This is a genomic window from Pseudomonas sp. Pse79 (genome assembly GCF_024519615.1).
Lineage (GTDB): Bacteria > Pseudomonadota > Gammaproteobacteria > Pseudomonadales > Pseudomonadaceae > Aquipseudomonas > Aquipseudomonas veronii.
Window position 1 is genome coordinate 299,240 of record NZ_JALJRR010000003.1, and the last position, 18,452, is coordinate 317,691.

An 18,452-nucleotide genomic window follows, 5' to 3' on the forward strand; every position below is an offset into this window, starting at 1 on the left:
CTGAACGGTGCTGGTCTAGTCCAGATAGGTAACGTTGATGCGTGATGAGGCAATCAAGGCGGTGACATCCATCGGCCTGGCGCTGCAAGAGCAGATTGACCATGGCCTTTTGCCGCCAGCCAGCAAACTGCCCGCCGAGCGCAAGCTCAGCGAGTTGTTTGGTACCACCCGGATTACGGTGCGGGAAGCCTTGTTACAACTGGAGGCCCAAGGCCAGATCTATCGCGAGGAGCGCCGTGGCTGGTTTGTCTCGCCGCCGCGCCTGGCCTACAACCTGATGCAGCGCAGCCACTTTCACGCAATGGTCAACGATCAGGGCCGCGTGGCGTCGACCGAGGTGATCAGCGCGCGGCTGCAACCGGCATCGGCGGCGGTGTGTGCGTGGCTGCAATTGCCGGCGCTGTCCAGCGTGATCCAGATCTGCCGCCGGCGCAGGATCGATGAGCGCCTGGTGTTGTATGTGGAGCACTACCTGAACCCGCAGTATTTCCCCGGGATTCTGGCCTGCGACCTGAACCAGTCGATGACCGAGCTGTATGCGCGCAAGTACGATTTGCACTACGGGCGGGTACGCTTCGAGATTGTGCCGACCTCACTGCCGGTGGAAGCCGCCGCCGCGTTGCGCGTGTCGGTGGGCAGCCCGGGCTTGCGTATCGCCCGGGTCAACTATGACCAGCATCAGCGTTTGATCGACTGCGACCTGGAGTTCTGGCGGCATGATGCCATCCACGTGGGCGTGGATGTCATGGGCTCAGCGTCTTGATCAGTTGATCCACATTGCTTTCCAACGCCGTCACCGGGTCGGCGCCGTCGACGTTCAAGACCAGCAGTTGCGCGCCGCCGGCCGTCACCGCGGTTTGCACCGCCGCGCTTGGCGGGCGATGGTGCAGCACCACGGCCACCTCGTTGTCCTTCAGGCGGCTGCTCAGTTGCTGTAAGGCCTCGGGCGTCCAGTCGGCATCTGGGCGTGCGTCGGTGTCGAGCACTTCCAGGTTCAAGCTGCCGAGCAGATACGCAAAGTGATCACTCAGGCTGACCACGCTCAGGTTATCCGCCTGGGCCAGCCGTGCTTCGCTGTCGGCGGTGAGCTTGAGCAGGCGCAGCTTGAGGGCGGCCAGGTTGGCGTCGATTTGCGCCTTCGCGCCCGGTGCCAGGCGGCTCAGGTCGGCGGCCATCACATCGGCCATGCGCCCCATATTGTTGCTCGATTGCCACGGCTGGCTGTTCAAGCCATCGCTGACGCCCGGTTGCACGGCGATCCCCGGCAGGCCACCGTCCACCGGGCGCGCGGCGTCCACTTCGACGATGCGGATATTGCTGCGTCGCGCCACCGGGTACAGCGGGTCGTCGGCCCACAGCGAACGCAAGCCGATGACGGCATCGGCATCCATCGCCAACGTGCTCAAGGCCGGCGCGCCACGACCGGTGAAGTAGGACACCTGCCGCGAACCGGGCAGGTTGGCCGGCGCGGCGCGTTCGAGCTGTACGTCGCTGCCTTTAAGCAGCAGCTCCGCCAGGCCATAGGTAATGGGCAACGAGGCGAGGACCTTCACAGGTTTCTTCGCTTTGGTCAGCGCGGCGTGGCCCAGGCCTTGGTTGACTTTGAAACTCTTCGGATCAAAACCGTCGACGGCCAGCGCCGACGTGCTGGTCAGGCAAACGATGGCCAAGGCCAGTGAGCGAAAGACAGGGTGCATTATCCAAGATTCCCTTTGAGGCTGGGCACGGTGCCGCGCGCGATGGCGGCGAGGGCGAAGGCGATACCGGCAACCAGGATGATCGCGGCGCCGGAGGGGATGGGCAGGTCGAAGATGATCGGCAGCAGGATGCCGCACAACGTGCTGACGGTGGCAATCGCCACGGAGACCCAGAAGAAGCCTTTGAGCGACTGGCTCAGCAAGCGTGCCGCCGCCGCCGGAATCACCAGCAGCGCGCCCACCAGGATCGCCCCGATGACCTTGACCGCTGCGACGGTGATCAACGTCACCAGGATCACGAACAGGTAATCCAGGGTCTTCACCGCCACCCCGCGTACCGCCGCCAATTGCGGGTTGAAGCTGGCGAGCATGATGCGGTTGTACAGCGGCAGGGCGAGGGCCATCACCAGCGAACCGACAATCGCCAGCACCAGCAGGTCGTTGCCATTGACCGTCAACACCGAGCCGAACAGCACGTTTTCCAGGATGTGAACGTTGATCTTGCCCGCCAGTATCAACAGCAGGCTTGCGCCCAACGCCAGAGACACCGAGAGGAACACGCCGATCAAGGTATCCGGCGCCAGGCCGGTGCGGTTGCGCAGGTAATTGAGCAGGATGCCGAACAGCAGGCAGTAGCCGAACAGCGCGCCATAGGGCCCGGTGTAGGGTTCGCCGAGCAGAATGCCCACGGCCACGCCGGTCAGCGCGGCATGGCCGACCGCTTCGGAGAAAAACGCAAAGCGTTTGACCACCACCAGCGTCCCCAGGCCGCCCAGCACCGGGCCGATCAGCAGGCCGGCGAGCAGGGCGTTGACCACAAAACCATAGGCCAGCGCCTCCGGCAGGTAACCGGAAGAGGCCCAGCCCTGGACCATCAGGCGAAACGCTTCATAACTCATGGCGCCAGGCTCCGAGGATGGGTGGAGAACAGGGTCAGCAGGCGATCCGGGGTCAGTGCGGCTTTGGGTGTGGCGTCGAACAGCACGCGGCGGTTCAGGCCGGTGACGCGGTCGGCGAGGCGGCCCACGGCGTCCAGGTCGTGCTCGATCCACAGCACGGTGATCCCGGCGCGGCGCCAGTCATCGAGCAGACGTTCGAACACCTGGATACCGGCTTCATCGAGGGCCGACATCGGCTCATCCAACACCAGCAATTGCGGGGCCGGGATCAGCCCCTGGGCGAGCAGCACGCGCTGACGTTCACCGCCCGACAACGCGCCCATGCGCCGTTTGCGTTTGTCCTGCAGGCCGACCCGTTCCAGGGCCTCGCCGATGGCGCCGGCGTAATGCCTGGACAGCCCGAGAAACGCCGGGCGCCGCTGACACATCGCCGCCATGAAGTCATCCACGGTCATCGGCAGGCCGCGGTCGAACTCCAGCGCCTGGGGCACATAACCAATGGTGCCGGGCGTGTCCGGCCACGTCAGGCGCAGTTGCCCCTGGTGCGGCGTTTGCCCCAGCAGCGTTTTGATCAGCGAGCTTTTCCCACCACCGTTCGGGCCCACCAGTGCATGGATGCTGCCCGGCTGCACCTGGAAGCTCACGTCATCGAGGATCACGGTGCGGCCCAGGGTCAGCGACACCTTGTCGAAGTCGATGGTCGGGCCGACGCTGACCATGCTCAAGCGTTGCGCCGCCGTCATGCCCCCGACTCCTGAATCGCCCGCACCACCGTGTTGAGGTTGCCGGTCATTTCCACTTCGTACTTTTCAGCGCTGTATTCGCCGTAGGAGATATGCGACAGCGGGTACAGCCGGACCCCGGATTCACGCTGGATGGTCTCGACGTAGGTGGACGGGAAATCCATCTCCGAGAAGATCACTTTCACATCCAGGGCGCGTAATTCATCGATGGTTTTCTTCAACTGGCTCGGGCTGGGTTCGATGCCGTGGGCCGGCTCGACCACGGCGGTGACTTCCAGGCCGAACTCGCGCAGCAGGTAGTCGTAGGCTGCGTGGACCGTGGCCACGCGCAGGTCCGGGTTGGGCGCGCGGGTCAGCTTGGCCAGGGCCTCGGCGCGCATCTGTCGCAGGCGCTTGCCGTAGGCGCGGGCGTTCTGGGTGTAGGTTTTGGCGTTGTCCGGGTCGAGCTTGCCCAGTTCGCGGGCGATGTTGTTGACCTGGGCAATCGAGGCACTGATCGACAGGAAGGTGTGCGGGTTGACCACCTTGCCGGCGCCGCGCGCGGCGTTGCCGGTGGCGGCCAGCAGCGGCACGTTGGCGTTGGCTTCGATCACCGGGATGTGCGGTCGCTCGCTGGTGGCGATCATGCGGTCGGCGAAATCGTCGTGGCCGACCCCGTTGAGCACGATCACATCCAGGGTGCCGATGCGCTTGATGTCGTCGGCGCGCGGTTCGTAGGCATGTGGGTTGAAACCGGCCGGAATCAGCGGCACCACCTCGGCCTTGTCGCCGACGATGTTGGCGACGTAGCTGTAATAAGGGTGCAGGGTGATGCCGATCCGCAGGCGCTTGGCTGCCTCGGCGTTGGCCAGCGGAGCGAGCAGCAGGCTGATCAGGCTGACCAGCAGCAGGCGTACAAGGGGCGATGAAATAGACATGGGCAATCGGTCTTCTCGGTCAGTGACGGTGCTGGCGGGTCACGCCGGCGTCGAATTGCGCGACCACTTGCTGCCAGCCGGCCGCGATCAGCGCCTGGTCGGTGAGGTCGGCGGGGGCGGCCAGGTCTGGGCGGCGGTTGAGCCAGATGTCCGGCTCGGCGCCCGTTACCCGCATCAGCAGCGAGCCGCTGGTGGCCGGCGCCTGGCTCACGCCGAGGTAGGCCGACGGCGCCAGCAACTGCCAGCGATGATCGCCACGGCTGACCGAACTGGCGTCCTGGGCAAAGGGCGCAAAGCCTTCTTCGGCCAGTTGCGCGGGCGTCGGCAGCGCGCTGTGTGCCTGCTGCAGCCAGTGGATTTCATCCAGGGTCACGCGCAGGTCGGCGTAGATGCCTTGCTCGGCGGCGCTGAGGTCGCGGCGCGCGTCCAATTGGTGGCTGGGCACGGCAACCACGGCCTGGGTTTCACCGTGCAGGGCCACCACCGTACCGGCCACCGCCAGAATGATCAGGCACAGCAGCAGGACATAGAGGGTTTCGTGCCCGGCCCCGGCTGGGCGTACCACCTGTGTCGTACTCATTGGGACGGGATATCCGCTTGGTCGATTTCAACGACGTGACCGGGGCCTGCATCGAACAGCACGTAGAACTCGGCTGAGGGCTTCTTGAAGGTCAGGGTCGAGTCCGCGCCGAGCTTGCCGGGCACGAGGATGGTTTCGTCGTAGCCGATCACATCCAGGGTCACGCCGGGGGCGCCGCTGCCGTCGGAAAAACCGCCGGTGCATTGGATCTGTTCGCCGGGGATTTCCTTGCATTCGCACATCGGGTTGTGGGCCACGGCTGTGGGACAGAAACCGGCGCACAGCAACAACGTGGCGCAGGCGCGGCTCAGGCGTATCAATGTCATGGTTTGACTCCTTGCTTGTTCAGCCAGGCAATGGTGGCAGGCGAGGCCTGGCTCAGCGCAATGGAACCCTGGTGCATCGTGCCGTCCCAGCCTTCCATGGTGACCCACAGTTCGGCGTCGGCCGGCGTGCGCTCGGGCACCGGCAGCAGCGCGCCCATGCGGTACGGCGTGCCGAAGAAGATCACCCCGGCGGCGCGCAGGCTGCGCGGTTTGCCGATACGCAGGTAGGTTGCCTTGACCTGCTCGGCGCAGTTGGCGCACAGGGCCGCATTGAAAAATTTCATCGGGCCGGCCGGGTCGGGGCGCGGGCCTTCGTTGCGGAACTCGGCGAGGGTCAGGCTCCAGGGCCCGACCTGCACCTCGCCGGCCACCCGCTCGCCGATGCCGCTGTCACCGCGAAACAGCGCGGCGTCGGCAAAGTACTTGGGCATGAAGCCCAGGGGCACCAGCAACAGCAGGACGTTAAGGTGGAACCGCCATTTCAGCCACACGGCGCGCAGTGGCGAAGGCGTTGCGGCAGCGACCTTGCTCATTGGTTGCCCTCCGTCATTTCAGCCTGCAGAGCCACGACCGCTGCCGCCTGGCGCGGCGCCTTGTGGCTGCGCTTGAAGGCATGGAGGGTGGCCAGGGCCGTGCGTTTGGTCCAGATCAGCAGGCCGCTCAACACCATCATGCTCAACACCAGGCCGAAGAATGCCCAGATCAGCTTGATCCACAGCCCGCCAAAGTCGCCGGTGTGCAGCGGGCGCATGGACTCGGTGACGAACTCCAGCGTCGAGCGGTTGGACAGCAGGTGCGAAACCGCCACTTCGCCGGTGTAGGGGTTGATCTGCGCGGTCTGGAACATCAACGGATACCAGCCCCGCCCGCCGATCTGCAGATGGCTGTAGGCATTGAGTGGCAGGAACACGAAGCTGGTCTCCAGCCCCGGAATCCGTTGGCTGGCGATTTCGATCGCGTCGTCCAGGGCAATCATCGGCGCCGGCACGCCGGGGGCGGACGTCGGCACGTTCTCCCGGGCGATCACCGGCACGATGGGCTCGCTGGAGATGGAAATCTGGTTATCCCCCAGGATCGCCTGAATCAGGAACCAGGTGCCGGTGATGGAAATGACCGCGATGAACCAGATCGACCAGATACCGCTCAGGCGATGGAAGTCGCCCCAGAAGATCCGCGCGCCATGGCGGATGCGCAGGGTCGGGCGCAAAAAGCCCTTCCAGAAGCGCTTGTACACCACCAGCCCGGTGATCAACGACGCCAGCAACGGCAGGCCGAGCGCGGAGACCAGGTACCAGCCCCAACTGAACCCATTGGTGAATGGCACCAGCCACCAGCCGTGCAGGGCGCGGGTGAATTGTTTGAAGTCGAACGCCGGGCTGATGCCCTGGATCGCCCCGGTGTAAGGGTTGACATAGACCTCCACCGAGCGCCCGTCGGGGTAGCTGAGGGTGACACTCAGGGCGAAGTGCGACTCGTCCGGGCGGATGATGGATTGCACGATCACCAGGGGCTCTGCGCGTTTGATGGCGTTGATCACCTGGTCATAGCTCAGCGGTTCGGCGTCGTCCGACGGCTTGCTGGCGCGGATTTCCGGGTTGGCCAGCCAGACGATTTCCTGGCTGACCACCGCCAGGGTGCCGGTGACGCAGACGATCAGTACAAAAAACCAGATGGGTAATGCCAGCCAGCTGTGTACGAGAAACCAGAGTTTTGAGCGCGACTTCTTCGACATGTGAATGGGAGTCTTGATCGGAGGGGGCAATGAGGGCCCGGAAAAGGCCAGTCGTAGCTTTTGCTGACGCGACAGGCTGTATCTAAGTTAAGACGGATGAGAATGAGAAATCCCTAACCCAGATATGAAAGCAAATGTTTCAGGTTCACATTCGGGGCGCTGAGGCCTCGGTGCTGGGCAGCCCCCGTCTCAAGCCGACCCTCGATCAAACAGTGGCAGCGGGCCTGCCCGCGATGGCGCTCGGTCAGGCACCGCCCGACATCCCGCCATCGCGAGCAAGCCCGTTCCCAGGCTCAGCCTTGCTTGAACAGCGCTTCGGCGCGCTGGCGGATTTGTGCTTCGTTCAGATCCTCCTTGCGGGAGGCCAGGAACCACACATGACCGAACGGATCTCTCAGCGTGGCGGAGCGGTCGCCGTAGAACTGGTCCTTGGGTTCGGAAATGGACAGGCCGCCGGCTGCGACCGCTTGTCGATACTGCGCGTCGACATCGTCCACATATAAATGCAGGCCGACACTGGTGTGGCCATCGCGCGGGCTGCCGAAGGCCATTTCACCGCAGGGCGAGGCGAGCATGATCGCCGAGTCTCCGATACGCAGTTCAGCGTGGCCGACCTTGCCGTCGGGCATGTCCAGTCGCATGACTTGCGTGGCGTTGAAGGCTTTTTTGTAGAACTCGATGGCTTCGGCGGCTTTTTCGACGCCCAGGTAGGGCGTGATGCTGTGATAGCCCTCGGGGATAGGTTTTACGCTCATATCATTCTCCCTGAATTGTGTTTATGAAGGGACGGCCCTTTCACTATAGGCCACGCCAGCCGTGGCTTGCGGGCAACCGACGAGGTGTTGCCCAGGCAACAGTGAACCGGCAGATCGTTGCGCCATCAGTGCTGCGGCGGGCGCCAGCCGCAGCGACATCACGGGGTTCAGGGCGGGGCGCTGTCCCTGGGGTTTAAGGTGAACACTTCCCACAGGGAGCGGTTTTTCAGCTGGGCTCCAACAACTGAGCCCCCGGCCCACGCTCACCGAGCAGGTCGCCCTGATTGCGCAACGGGCAGGCTTCCAGCGACAGGCATCCACAGCCAATACAGCCATTGAGCTTGTCGCGCAGGAGCATCAGCTTGTTGATGCGCTCGTCCAGATCTGCCCGCCACGATGCCGACAAACGCTGCCAATCTTTAGCCGTCGGCGTGCGTCCATCCGGCAGGGCCTGCAACGCTTCACCAATTGTCGCCAGCGGAATCCCCAGGCGCTGGGCGATCTTGATCACCACCACCCGGCGCAGTACATCGCGCGGGTAGCGCCGCTGGTTGCCGGCATTGCGATTGCTTTTGATCAGCCCCTTGGTTTCGTAGAAATGCAGGGCCGTGACCGCCACGCCGCTGCGGGCCGACAGTTGGCCAACAGTAAGCTCCTTGGTAACCATGAAAAACTCCGGATTAACCCTTGACCTTGACTTAACTAGAGGTTTTACCCTGCGGGGTATCGAATCACAAGATTCTGCCTACAGAGAAAGGGGAGTGTTCATGCAGGTATCAGAGAAGAATCGCAGTTTCACTCAATTGATCGAGTTTCAGGTCGAGCCCCAGCAACAGCTCGCCCTGGTCGCGGCATTGTCCATCCAGAGCGAGCGCCTGGCCCAAGGGCACGGCGGCTTTCTCAATGCGAGTGTGCAGGTCAGCGATGACGGGCGGCGGGTACTCAATTACCTGCAATGGCGCTCACGCGAGGACGGCGAGGCGGCCTTCCAGTGCGTTGAGCACGGCGAGGAAGATTTCTGGACACTGATACGCGCCCACCAGGCGACGGCCGTGACCTTCGGTTCGTTCCAGGTGCTGCACAGTTTCGAGCGCAGCCATGACAATGCGTTGCACTGCCGTTTAAATGGATAGGTGCAACATGCGCTCACCCTGAACGTTTTCCCCCGGGCGGCGCTTGTTCACCGCCAGTTCGCCGATCTTGATCAGGCGCGTGCGTGTGACGTTGCGGCTCAGGCCCAGCAGGTTGGCGGTGTGGACCTGGTTGTAGTGGCTGAAGCGGTAGGCGGCACGCAGCAACGCGTCCTCGACTTTTTCATGCAGGGCACCGGCCTGTTCCTCGAACAGCTTTTGAAAGGCCCGTTCCAGCAAGGCTTCGGCACTGTTGTCGGTGCCGTGCTGGCTGTCGTCCTGACGCTCGATGCGCAGGTTCGACAGGCGTAGATCGTCGCGTTCGATCACGCCATTGCGGCAGATCAGCAAGGTGTGGTGAATCACGTTTTCCAGCTCGCGGATATTGCCTGGCCAGCTGTAGTTTTTCAGCTTGTGTTCGGCCTCGCGGCTGATGGTGACCGGGCCGTAGCCCAGGCGCTGGCTGTAGGCTTCGATGAAGTGTCGGGTCAGCGGCAGGATATCGCCGGGACGCTCGCGCAACGGGCTGAGTTCCAGGCTGACCACGTCGAGACGGTAGTAGAGGTCTTCACGGAAGTGCCCAGCGTTGATGGCTTTTTCCAGCTGCACGTTGGTCGCCGCAAGCACGCGCACATCGATGGGAATGCTCTTGCGCGAGCCCAGACGTACTACCTCCCGCTCTTGCAGTACGCGCAATAATTTGACCTGGATCGCCATCGGCAAATCACCGATCTCATCGAGGAACAAGGTGCCGCCGTCGGCCTCTTCGAACCAGCCGGCCTTGGCGCTGAGGGCGCCGGTGAAGGCGCCTTTTTCATGGCCGAACAGTTCGGCTTCCACCAACGATTCGGAAAACGCCCCGCAGTTCACCGCCACGAAGGGCCGGTTGCGTCGTGCGCTGAGGTTATGAATGTGGCGCGCCACCAACTCTTTACCGGTCCCGGTTTCGCCGATGATCAACACGCTGGCTTCGCTGGGCGCCACTTGCTGGATATGGTCGAGCAGTGCCTGGGATTTCGGGTCTTCGAAGACCTGGGCCGTGGCGCGGATCGAGGTGGCGAGGGCGGGCGAGGGCGGTAAGGTTAAAAGCTGCATGGGCACCTCTTTATGAATAGAACGTAGGAGTCGGCAGGGACTGGTTCAACGCCCAGTCCCCCAGTTCGTGGAGTTTGTAGTCCACCGGGTCGTGCAGGCTTTGCGTGCGCAGGTTGCGCCAGTGCCGGTCCAGGCGCAGTGACGCATGGGTGGAGCGCGCGCCGGTGACTTCAAACAGGCGGCTGCACAACTCCAGGCCCTGGCGGCTGGCGGCGACCTTGGCGGTGGCGATGGCGATGGCCAGTTGGCCGCGTGCGTTTTCGCTGAGGTTCGGCCCCTGGGCCCAGGCTTGATCGAGCAGCGCGGCGGCGCGTTCCACCAGCAGGCGCACACCTTGCAGGGCCACCCAGAATTCGCCGTAGTGGTGCAGCACGTAAGGGTCTTGGCGCACATCCTCGGCGGTGGATTTATGCCACGCACGGGTTTCGGTGAGGGTGTAGTTGCGCGCTTCATCAAAGGCACCTTCGGCTATGCCGAGGAACATGTGCGTGAAGGTCAACTGCGCGATCAGTGGGCGCAGGCAGGCGAACGGTGTGCTCAGAGGGCCCGGGTCGAGCAGCAATTCCGACTCCTCGACGCGCACCCGTTCGAAACTGGCGCTGCCGCTGTCGGTCTGGCGCTGGCCGATATTGTCCCAGTCGTTGTGCAAGGTGATGCCGCTGCGCCCGCTGGGGATGGCGGCGATCAGCAACTTGCCGCCGGCGCTCTCATCCACCGCCGAGGCGATCAGCATTTCCGAGTCGCTGGCGCCGGAGCAGAAGCTCTTCTTGCCGGAGAACTCACGCCAACCGCCGAAATCCTTGACCTGCGTGCGCGTGTCCAGCGGGTTGAGGGCGTTGCCCCAGAACCAGTTTTTGCGTGCGGTCTGTTCGAACCACGGCTGCCATTGGTCCGGCCGCGAAAACAGGCGCACCGTAGCGAGCATCAGGTGGTGAAAACCGAAGACATGAGCGATGGAGCTGTCGACCTTGGCGAATTCACGCACGATACCCAGGGTGTCGCTCCAGCGCGCACCAAGGCCGCCGTATTGAGTGGGAATGCTCAGGGCCAGCAGACCGCTTTGGCGCAGGGCATCCCGTTCGGTTTTTGGCGTGCCGCCGCGCTCGTCGCGTTCGACGGCGGTGAGGGCGAATTCGGCGGCGAGCTGTCTGGCGGTCTGCAAAGGTGAGGGCAGGACGCTGTGGGGGTTGGCTGTCACGCGGTGTTCCTCATAGGGCTCTAATGCCGTGTGCTGTCTATTGGGCAATGCAGATCAACGGTGCGATCTCAGCATTCTCAGGCCTTGGCCGGCAGCACATCATTGGCAATCATCTCGCCAAACGGTCCGGTGAGATTGGTGACACCGCGCCCGGCCAGGCTGGCGTAGGGTTCCGGCAATAGCGGGAACACCAACTCGGCGAAGCGATAGGCTTCTTCGAGGTGCGGGTAGCCGGAAAAGATGAAACTCTCGATGCCCAAATCCGCGTATTCCTTGATCCGCTCGGCCACTTGCCGCGGGTTGCCTACCAGCGCCGTACCGGCACCGCCACGGACCAGGCCGACACCGGCCCACAGGTTGGGGGCGATTTCCAGGTTGTCGCGGCGCCCGTCGTGCAAGGCGGCCATGCGGCGCTGGCCTTCGGAATCAAAGCGCGAGAAGGATTTTTGCGCGGCGGCGATGGTCTCGTCGCTGATGTGTTCGATCAGTTTGTCGGCGGCTTTCCAGGCGTCTTCTTCGGTCTCGCGCACGATCACATGCAGGCGGATGCCGAACTTCACGGTCCGCCCGTGGCGCGCGGCCCGTTCACGTACATCCGCGAGCTTTTCGGCGACGGCGGCGGGTGGTTCGCCCCAGGTCAGGTACACGTCCACCTGTTCGGCGGCGAGGTCGTGGGCGGCGTCGGAGGAACCGCCGAAGTACAGCGGCGGGTAAGGCTTCTGCACCGGTGGGTAAAGTGCCTTGGCATTCTGCACACGCAGGTGTTTGCCTTCGAAGTCTACCGATTCGCCCTGCAATACGCGGCGCCAGATCTTGAGGAATTCGTCGGAGACTTCATAGCGTTCGCGGTGGTCGAGGAAGCTGCCGTCGCCGCGGTTTTCGTCGGGGTCGCCGCCGGTCACGACGTTGATCAGCAGGCGGCCGTTGGACAGGCGATCCAGGGTCGCCGCCATGCGCGCCGACACTGTGGGCGAGATGATGCCAGGGCGAATTGCCACCAGGTAGCGCAAGCGTTCTGTCAGCGGCACCAGCGCCGAGGCGATTACCCAGGAGTCTTCGCACGAACGCCCGGTAGGAATCAACACGCCGTAGTAGCCAAGGCTGTCAGCGGCCTGGGCGACTTGCTTCAGATAATTGAGGGTGACCGGACGGGCACCTTGGGTGGTGCCCAGGTAATGACCGTCGCCATGAGTGGGCAGAAACCAGAAAACATCCATGACGAATCCTTAAGCGATTTTCAACAGTGAGGGGGCGTGCGCGGCGAACAAAGGGGCTGCGCGTTCTGCCGCAAGGCGAATACGGCCTTTCAAGGCTTCGTTGGTGATTTGGTAATCGGTGAAATCGGCTTCGGTGGCGTATACGCCGATCGGCAAGGTCAGGGCCTGGAAGAAGCTGAACAGCGGGCGCAACTGGTGATCGAGTACCAGCGCGTGACGTTCGCTGCCGCCGGTGGCGGCCAGCAGCACAGGGGTGTCGATCAGCGAGTTGAGGCCAACCAGGTCGAACAGATGCTTGAGCAGGCCTGGATAAGAACCGCGATAGACCGGTGCGGCGACGATCAGCAAGTCGGCCTGTTCGATGGCCAACAGTTGGGATTCGACCTCGGCCGGCAACTCATCGCGCGACAGTGCGCCGCCCAGTGGCCGGGCGATATCACCGAGTTCGATCAGGGTCGTCTGGATCGGCAACAACGTCGCCAGTTCGGCCAGCACGGCCTGGGTCAACACCAGGGTACGGGACGGGCGCCAGGTTCCGCCGGAGAGGGCAACGACATTCAGGGGACGGGTCATGAACAGTTCCTTTTTCAACAGTGGCATAGCAGGGGAAGTGAGCCGGTCTGAGCAAGAGCTGTACCAACGGCTGCAGGCCTTGATCCGCCTGGGCTGCGGGCTCACTGCTGAAAAACGTTGCTGTTGTCTGCCTGGTGTTTTGTTGAATGGCTGTTGCCTGCGCAACAGTTGCCTGGCGAACAGTGTCGAATTCGCGTGGAGCCATTTATAGAGGGTTATGTTTATTCCGTAAATGAACGTATTTCCATATTTATAGATCTTAAAGGAATATAAGGGTGGCGCTGATGAGGGTGTGGCGACGGGTGATAGCGACTATCACGGATGGTGATTTTTCACTGTCCAGGGTCGGGAGTAGCCTGTGTTCATTGACTTGAGACCTTCTTCGCAGAGCCGTCGCCATGAACCGATTTTTTGCTGTTTCCTTATTACTCGTCACTTCTGTCGTTGCCGGTTGTGCGACCCATCCTTCTCCTGAATTGCGCCCTTACACGGCGCAAGAAACCCGGGAACTGGCGCTGGAGGCGTTGAGCCGTCGCGGCTTGTCGTTTGACGAATATCAACGCCAGCGGGCTGCCCTGACCGGTCAGGCACAACAACCTTTCAGTTTTGCTCACCAGGGCGAAATGAACGCCGAACGTAATGTGACCCTGCATGGCCGCCCCAGTTGAGCCGGTGCTCAGTGGCAAAAAGCCCGAGGTTTCTCAAGAAGCCTCGGGCTTTTTGTTTGCCATGGCGCTATGTCAGCCTGTTAAGCTGAATTTCAGGAGCGTTCCTACGCACATTTACGTCAAGTGGTCCTTTTTTAATGGCATTCGATCGGGTAAACCTGACGACCTCTGTTCCGGTCGATGCCCCTGAGACGTTGCTCTCGGGAACCTGCTCTGCGAGTCCCTAAGGTTATGAATAAACGTCCGTTGTATTTCGACTACGCCGCCACCACCCCGGTGGACGAGCGGGTCATCCAGGTGATGGTCGAGTGTCTGGGCTTGCACGCCAATTTCGGTAACCCTGCGTCCAGCTCCCACGCCTTCGGCCAAGCGGCCCGGCAAACGGTTGAACAGGCGCGTCGCCAGGTGGCCGAGTTGGTCGGTGCCGAGCCGGAGCAGATCGTCTGGACGTCCGGCGCGACGGAGTCCAACAACCTCGCGATCAAGGGGGTGACTCAAGCGCGGGGCTTGGCGGGTGGGCATATCATCACCAGCCAGATCGAGCACAAGGCTACGCTGGACACCGCGCGGCAGATGCAGGAGGCCGGAGTGGCGGTGACCTACCTGGCGCCGGACGCCGATGGGTTGATCAGTGCCGAGGCGGTGAGTGAAGCACTGCGTGAGGACACCTTCCTGGTATCGCTGATGTTGGTGAACAACGAGTTGGGCACCCTCAACGACATCCCCGCCATTGGCGCGCGGGTGCGTGAACACGGCGCGTTGTTGCATGTGGACGCGGCACAGGGTGCGGGCAAGGTGGCGATCGACCTGGCGCAATGGCCGGTGGATTTGATGTCGTTTTCCGCGCACAAGGTGTATGGCCCCAAGGGGATCGGCGCGCTGTATGTCGGGCCGCGGGCGCAGCGGAAGGTGTTGGCGCAGATTCACGGCGGTGGCCACGAGGGCGGCTTGCGCTCCGGTACACTGGCAACCCACCAGATTGCGGGCATGGGCGCGGCGTTCGCCTTGGCGGCGCAGGCGTTCAGTGAAGAGCAGGCGGCGATCGTGGCCTTGCGCCAGCGCCTGCTCGATCAACTGGCGTCGGTCGTCGGTGTGCGTCTCAATGGCAGCGCCACCCAGCGCATTCCCCACACCCTCAGCCTCACCTTCGGTGAAGGCGAGTTCAACGCCGCGGCCTTGAGTGCGGGCATTGCTTTTTCCGCCACCTCGGCCTGCAATTCGGCGAGCAATGCGCCCTCCCATGTGCTGCTGGCGCTGGGGCATGATGCCCGCAGCGCCGGTCGAACCATTCGCTTGAGCCTGGGACGGTTCACCACCGAGCAGGATATCGACCAGGCCGTGCAGTTGATCAAGGCCACCCTTGCCAGTGCGCCGGCGTTCTGGGCGGTCTGATTCTTCATTCGTAATCCATAACAATTATTCGTGGTTAGCAGGAGACACAATGAGTACGCAGCCTTTGACCCATGGAACGGTTCCCCAGCGCCTGGCGCATACCCGTGAATTGATGCGCCGCGAAGGCATTCATGCCTTGTTGGTGCCGTCCGCTGACCCGCACCTGTCCGAATACCTGCCGGGCTACTGGCAGGGGCGTCAATGGTTGTCGGGCTTCCACGGCTCGGTGGGGACGCTGATCGTCACCGCGGATTTCGCCGGTGTCTGGGCCGACAGCCGCTACTGGGAACAAGCGACCAAGGAACTCAAGGGCAGCGGTATCGAGTTGGTGAAGCTGCAGCCGGGTCAACCTGGCCCGCTGGAGTGGCTGGCCGAACAGACGCCGCAGGGCGCCGTGGTGGCGGTCGACGGTGCGGTAATGGCCGTGGCGTCGGCGCGTACCTTGGGCGGCAAACTGGCGGAGCGCGGTGCTCGCCTGCGTACCGACATCGACCTGCTGAATGAAGTCTGGAGCGACCGCCCGGCGTTGCCGAATCAGCCGATCTACCAGCACCTGCCACCGCAGGCCACCGTCAGCCGTGGCGAAAAACTCGCTGCACTGCGCGCCAGCTTGAAAGAAAAGGGCGCCGACTGGCACTTCATCGCCACCCTGGATGACATCGCCTGGTTGTTTAACCTGCGCGGTGCCGATGTATCGTTCAACCCGGTGTTTGTGTCCTTCGCCCTGATCAATGCGCAACAGGCCACGCTGTTTGTGGCGCTGAGCAAAGTCGATGCCGCGCTGCGGGCGGTGCTTGAGCAGGATGGCGTGACCTTGCGCGATTACAGCGAAGTCGCCGATGCCCTGCGCGCGGTGCCATCGGGCGCGAGTGTGCAGGTTGATCCGGCACGCGTGACCGCCGGTTTGCTGGAACACCTGGACGCCAGCGTCAAGCTGGTGGAAGGGCTGAACCCGACGACGCTTGCCAAATCCCGCAAGAGCCTGGCCGACGCGGAACATATCCGCCTGGCCATGGAGCAGGATGGCGCGGCCTTGTGCGAATTCTTCGCCTGGCTGGAGAGTGCGCTGGGCCGTGAACGCATCACTGAACTGACCATCGACGAACACCTGACGGCCGCACGTACCCGCCGTCCCGGTTATGTGTCGCTGAGTTTCAACACCATCGCTGCGTTCAATGCCAATGGCGCGATGCCGCATTACCACGCCACCGAAGAAGAGCATGCGCTGATCGAAGGCGATGGCCTGCTGCTGATCGACTCGGGTGGCCAGTACTTGGGCGGTACTACCGATATCACGCGGATGGTGCCTATCGGAGCGCCGAGCGATGAACAGAAGCGTGATTGCACCCGCGTGCTCAAGGGGGTGATCGCCCTGTCCCGTGCTCATTTTCCCAAGGGCATTATGTCGCCACTGCTCGATGCCATCGCGCGCGCGCCGATCTGGGCCGAAGGTGTGGACTACGGCCATGGCACGGGGCACGGTGTAGGTTATTTCCTCAATGTGCATGAAGGTCCGCAGGTCATCGCCTACCAGGCCGCTACTGCGCCGCAAACCGCGATGCAGCCGGGCATGATCACCTCCATTGAACCGGGTACTTACCGTCCGGGGCGTTGGGGCGTGCGTATCGAGAACCTGGTGTTGAATCGCGAAGCGGGCAAGACCGAGTTCGGTGAGTTCCTCGAGTTCGAAACCCTGACCTTGTGCCCGATCGACACCCGTTGTCTGGAACCGTCGTTGCTGACGGCTGAGGAGCGCCAGTGGCTCAATGCGTACCATGCCGAGGTGTGTCAGCGTTTGAGCCCATTGCTCAGTGGCGCTGCGCTGGAGTGGTTGCAGGTACGGACCGCGGCTATTTGATCGGTCGCTGCTCGGCAAGTGCCGCTTGTGATTTACGCGCAGGCGGCCGGTCGCAGCGTCGCGAAGGGCTGCGCGGGGTCGAGGCGTTCGGTGGGCGCTGCGGAGCAGTCGGAAGTGGACTGCTCGGGCCGCTATTTACAGATGACGATCATGCTCCGGCTGGTGTAACCGGCAGGGTTGAGGCCGAAGGGGTAGTCCCCAGGCTCCTCGGAGTTGTCACCGGACTTGGCGATAACCCGGTAGCCCTTGGCGCCGCATGAGTTGACTGCACTGATGTAGCACTGGTCCCAGGAGGAGGACAGCCCGGAACAGTTGATATGCAGCCCTTTTTTGCCCCGTTTCACTTCTGTCTTGGTGGTCGCGGCACAGCCAGCAATGGCCACGACCATTAACAGTATCAAAATTCGCTTCATTCCCATCCTTAATAGCCGCTTCGAAAAAATTGCCTGAAGCTGGCTTTACTCGCTCTCGATTGTAGCGTTCGCGCTGTCCTTGTCGAAACTCTCCATGAATGACATTTGTTTGCGGCCTAAACATGGCCCAAATGAGCGACAAATACCAGAGTTACCGTCAAAGATGATTAATCGGCTGGTACTAGAGGTTTGGCCTCGTTTCGCATGGTCAGCGTGGCGCCAACGGAGGCCAGGATAATGCAGGAGATGGCCAGCCACTGTGCGAGCGACAAATGCTCCTGCAGGAAGAACAGGCCCGAGAGCGCGCCGAATGCGGGCTCAATGCTCATCAAGGTGCCGAAAGTACGGGCGGGCAGGCGAGTCAGCGCGACCATCTCCAGGGTGTAGGGGAGCGCCGTGGACAGGATGGCGACGCCGATGGCAACTGGAATCAGCGCAGGCGTCAGCAATGCCGCGCCCGCATGAACGATGCCGATCGGTGCGACGAACAAGGCGGCGATCATGACGCCGAGGGCAGCAGTTTGCACGCCGTTGTCATTCCCTGCCTTTTGGCCGAACAGAATGTAGAGCGCCCAGCAAACACCTGCGCCTAGTGCATAAGCCGCACCGACCAGGTCAATCCCCGTGCTGGTTTCTCCCGTGGGGATCAACAGCAGAAGACCGACAACCGCGAGGGCGATCCACAGAAAGTCCACCGCGCGGCGCGATGCATAGAGGGCGACGGCGAGCGGCCCGGTGAACTCCAGGGCTACCGCAATACCAAGAGGGACTGTGCGCAGCGACATATAGAAGAGGAAGTTCATGCCGCCTAACGCCATTCCGTAAACAATCACGGTGCGCAGGGATTTGGCCGTCAGCGTGGCCCGCCATGGGCGCAATATCAGCAACATGATGATGCTGGCGAAAATCAGGCGCAGCGTGGTGGTGCCTTGAGCGCCGACGATAGGGAACATGGTCTTGGCCAGCGAAGCGCCGGACTGGATGGAAGCCATGGCGATCAACAGCAGGCCGACGGGAAACAGTGCCGAGGCCAGGCTGCGAGGGGAGGTGGTCATTGGGGTGTTCGTCCGAGGTCATATTTGAGTAGCAAAGAGCCCTATGATGCTTAAGTGTGTGTCGCTGAGCAATATATTGCTCAATTATCAGTTTTCTACCTTCTATATAGAGTGGATTGGGAGGTTTTCCGCTGTTTGATAGAAAAACCAAATTAAAGGTTGACGGCAAATCCTGGACGTCTATAATTCGCCCCACTTCCGGCG

General features: G+C 62.5%; 21 protein-coding genes. 5 read left to right on the forward strand and 16 right to left on the reverse strand.

The window, feature by feature from the left end; translation table 11 throughout:
* Window positions 1–37: 37 nt before the first annotated feature.
* Entirely contained in the window at window positions 38–763 is a 726-nt protein-coding gene (locus NR164_RS06995) for a UTRA domain-containing protein (protein ID WP_017846895.1), read from the forward strand.
* Here the strand turns inward: NR164_RS06995 and NR164_RS07000 are convergent.
* From NR164_RS07000 to soxR, 10 genes are all read right to left on the reverse strand, one after another.
* Window positions 744–1,697: a metal ABC transporter solute-binding protein, Zn/Mn family gene (locus NR164_RS07000; protein ID WP_256822532.1), complete on the reverse strand. Its 954-nt coding sequence runs from the start codon at window positions 1,695–1,697 to the stop codon at window positions 744–746. The two genes, NR164_RS06995 and NR164_RS07000, sit on opposite strands and share 20 nt — an antisense overlap.
* On the reverse strand, window positions 1,697–2,596 hold the full coding sequence (locus tag NR164_RS07005; protein ID WP_017846897.1) for a metal ABC transporter permease: 900 nt from the start codon (window positions 2,594–2,596) through the stop codon (window positions 1,697–1,699). The genes NR164_RS07000 and NR164_RS07005 overlap by 1 nt, the downstream gene beginning before the upstream one ends.
* Window positions 2,593–3,339 (reverse strand): metal ABC transporter ATP-binding protein, encoded by a 747-nt coding sequence (locus NR164_RS07010; RefSeq protein ID WP_057005834.1) that lies wholly within the window; start codon window positions 3,337–3,339, stop codon window positions 2,593–2,595. Before NR164_RS07010 ends, NR164_RS07005 begins: the two co-directional genes overlap by 4 nt.
* A complete protein-coding gene (locus NR164_RS07015) occupies window positions 3,336–4,256 on the reverse strand; it encodes a metal ABC transporter substrate-binding protein (RefSeq protein WP_046384138.1) in 921 nt (306 codons plus the stop codon). The genes NR164_RS07010 and NR164_RS07015 overlap by 4 nt, the downstream gene beginning before the upstream one ends.
* A gap of 19 nt (window positions 4,257–4,275) precedes the next feature.
* Entirely contained in the window at window positions 4,276–4,836 is a 561-nt protein-coding gene (locus tag NR164_RS07020; RefSeq protein ID WP_026140009.1) for a DUF6162 family protein, read from the reverse strand.
* The gene (locus NR164_RS07025; RefSeq protein WP_017846901.1) at window positions 4,833–5,162 is read right to left on the reverse strand and encodes a hypothetical protein; all 330 of its coding nucleotides are present in this window, start codon (window positions 5,160–5,162) and stop codon (window positions 4,833–4,835) included. Before NR164_RS07025 ends, NR164_RS07020 begins: the two co-directional genes overlap by 4 nt.
* Window positions 5,159–5,695: a hypothetical protein gene (locus NR164_RS07030; protein ID WP_017846902.1), complete on the reverse strand. Its 537-nt coding sequence runs from the start codon at window positions 5,693–5,695 to the stop codon at window positions 5,159–5,161. The genes NR164_RS07025 and NR164_RS07030 overlap by 4 nt, the downstream gene beginning before the upstream one ends.
* On the reverse strand, window positions 5,692–6,894 hold the full coding sequence (locus NR164_RS07035) for a PepSY domain-containing protein (protein WP_256822533.1): 1,203 nt from the start codon (window positions 6,892–6,894) through the stop codon (window positions 5,692–5,694). The genes NR164_RS07030 and NR164_RS07035 overlap by 4 nt, the downstream gene beginning before the upstream one ends.
* A 293-nt stretch (window positions 6,895–7,187) precedes the next feature.
* Complete coding sequence (locus NR164_RS07040) at window positions 7,188–7,649, reverse strand: VOC family protein (RefSeq protein ID WP_046384136.1); 462 nt, start codon at window positions 7,647–7,649, stop codon at window positions 7,188–7,190.
* 226 nt (window positions 7,650–7,875) lie between these two features.
* Window positions 7,876–8,316, reverse strand: a complete 441-nt coding sequence (soxR, locus tag NR164_RS07045) for a redox-sensitive transcriptional activator SoxR (RefSeq protein WP_017846905.1) — start codon at window positions 8,314–8,316, stop codon at window positions 7,876–7,878.
* A gap of 100 nt (window positions 8,317–8,416) precedes the next feature.
* On the opposite strand from soxR, the gene NR164_RS07050 reads away from it, so the two are divergent.
* Window positions 8,417–8,782, forward strand: a complete 366-nt coding sequence (locus tag NR164_RS07050) for an antibiotic biosynthesis monooxygenase (RefSeq protein WP_017846906.1) — start codon at window positions 8,417–8,419, stop codon at window positions 8,780–8,782.
* Here the strand turns inward: NR164_RS07050 and NR164_RS07055 are convergent.
* The 4 genes from NR164_RS07055 to msuE all read right to left on the reverse strand — a co-directional run bounded on the left by NR164_RS07055 (window position 8,771) and on the right by msuE (window position 12,862).
* A complete protein-coding gene (locus tag NR164_RS07055) occupies window positions 8,771–9,874 on the reverse strand; it encodes a sigma-54-dependent Fis family transcriptional regulator (RefSeq protein ID WP_232566447.1) in 1,104 nt (367 codons plus the stop codon). The two genes, NR164_RS07050 and NR164_RS07055, sit on opposite strands and share 12 nt — an antisense overlap.
* 10 nt (window positions 9,875–9,884) lie before the next feature.
* Window positions 9,885–11,072, reverse strand: coding sequence for an acyl-CoA dehydrogenase family protein (locus NR164_RS07060; RefSeq protein WP_256822534.1), 1,188 nt, complete (start codon window positions 11,070–11,072; stop codon window positions 9,885–9,887).
* A gap of 77 nt (window positions 11,073–11,149) precedes the next feature.
* Complete coding sequence (gene ssuD, locus NR164_RS07065) at window positions 11,150–12,289, reverse strand: FMNH2-dependent alkanesulfonate monooxygenase (protein ID WP_046384133.1); 1,140 nt, start codon at window positions 12,287–12,289, stop codon at window positions 11,150–11,152.
* Between the two features lie 9 nt (window positions 12,290–12,298).
* Window positions 12,299–12,862 carry an FMN reductase gene (msuE, locus tag NR164_RS07070; RefSeq protein WP_057005851.1) on the reverse strand — a complete coding sequence of 188 codons (564 nt, stop codon included), beginning with the start codon at window positions 12,860–12,862 and terminating at the stop codon, window positions 12,299–12,301.
* Between the two features lie 398 nt (window positions 12,863–13,260).
* Between msuE and NR164_RS07075 the strand changes: the two genes are divergently transcribed.
* The 3 genes from NR164_RS07075 (at window position 13,261) to NR164_RS07085 (ending at window position 16,780) form a co-directional block, all read left to right on the forward strand.
* Window positions 13,261–13,530, forward strand: coding sequence for a hypothetical protein (locus NR164_RS07075; RefSeq protein WP_046384132.1), 270 nt, complete (start codon window positions 13,261–13,263; stop codon window positions 13,528–13,530).
* Between the two features lie 231 nt (window positions 13,531–13,761).
* Window positions 13,762–14,922, forward strand: a complete 1,161-nt coding sequence (locus NR164_RS07080; RefSeq protein ID WP_256822536.1) for a cysteine desulfurase family protein — start codon at window positions 13,762–13,764, stop codon at window positions 14,920–14,922.
* A 49-nt stretch (window positions 14,923–14,971) separates the two neighbouring features.
* Window positions 14,972–16,780, forward strand: a complete 1,809-nt coding sequence (locus NR164_RS07085) for an aminopeptidase P family protein (protein WP_017846913.1) — start codon at window positions 14,972–14,974, stop codon at window positions 16,778–16,780.
* A 131-nt stretch (window positions 16,781–16,911) separates the two neighbouring features.
* Here the strand turns inward: NR164_RS07085 and NR164_RS07090 are convergent, their stop codons facing one another.
* Both NR164_RS07090 and rhtA read right to left on the reverse strand, forming a co-directional pair.
* On the reverse strand, window positions 16,912–17,193 hold the full coding sequence (locus NR164_RS07090; RefSeq protein ID WP_046384130.1) for a hypothetical protein: 282 nt from the start codon (window positions 17,191–17,193) through the stop codon (window positions 16,912–16,914).
* Window positions 17,194–17,360: 167 nt separating this feature from the next.
* Window positions 17,361–18,248, reverse strand: coding sequence for a threonine/homoserine exporter RhtA (gene rhtA, locus NR164_RS07095; RefSeq protein ID WP_046384129.1), 888 nt, complete (start codon window positions 18,246–18,248; stop codon window positions 17,361–17,363).
* Window positions 18,249–18,452 lie beyond the last annotated feature (204 nt).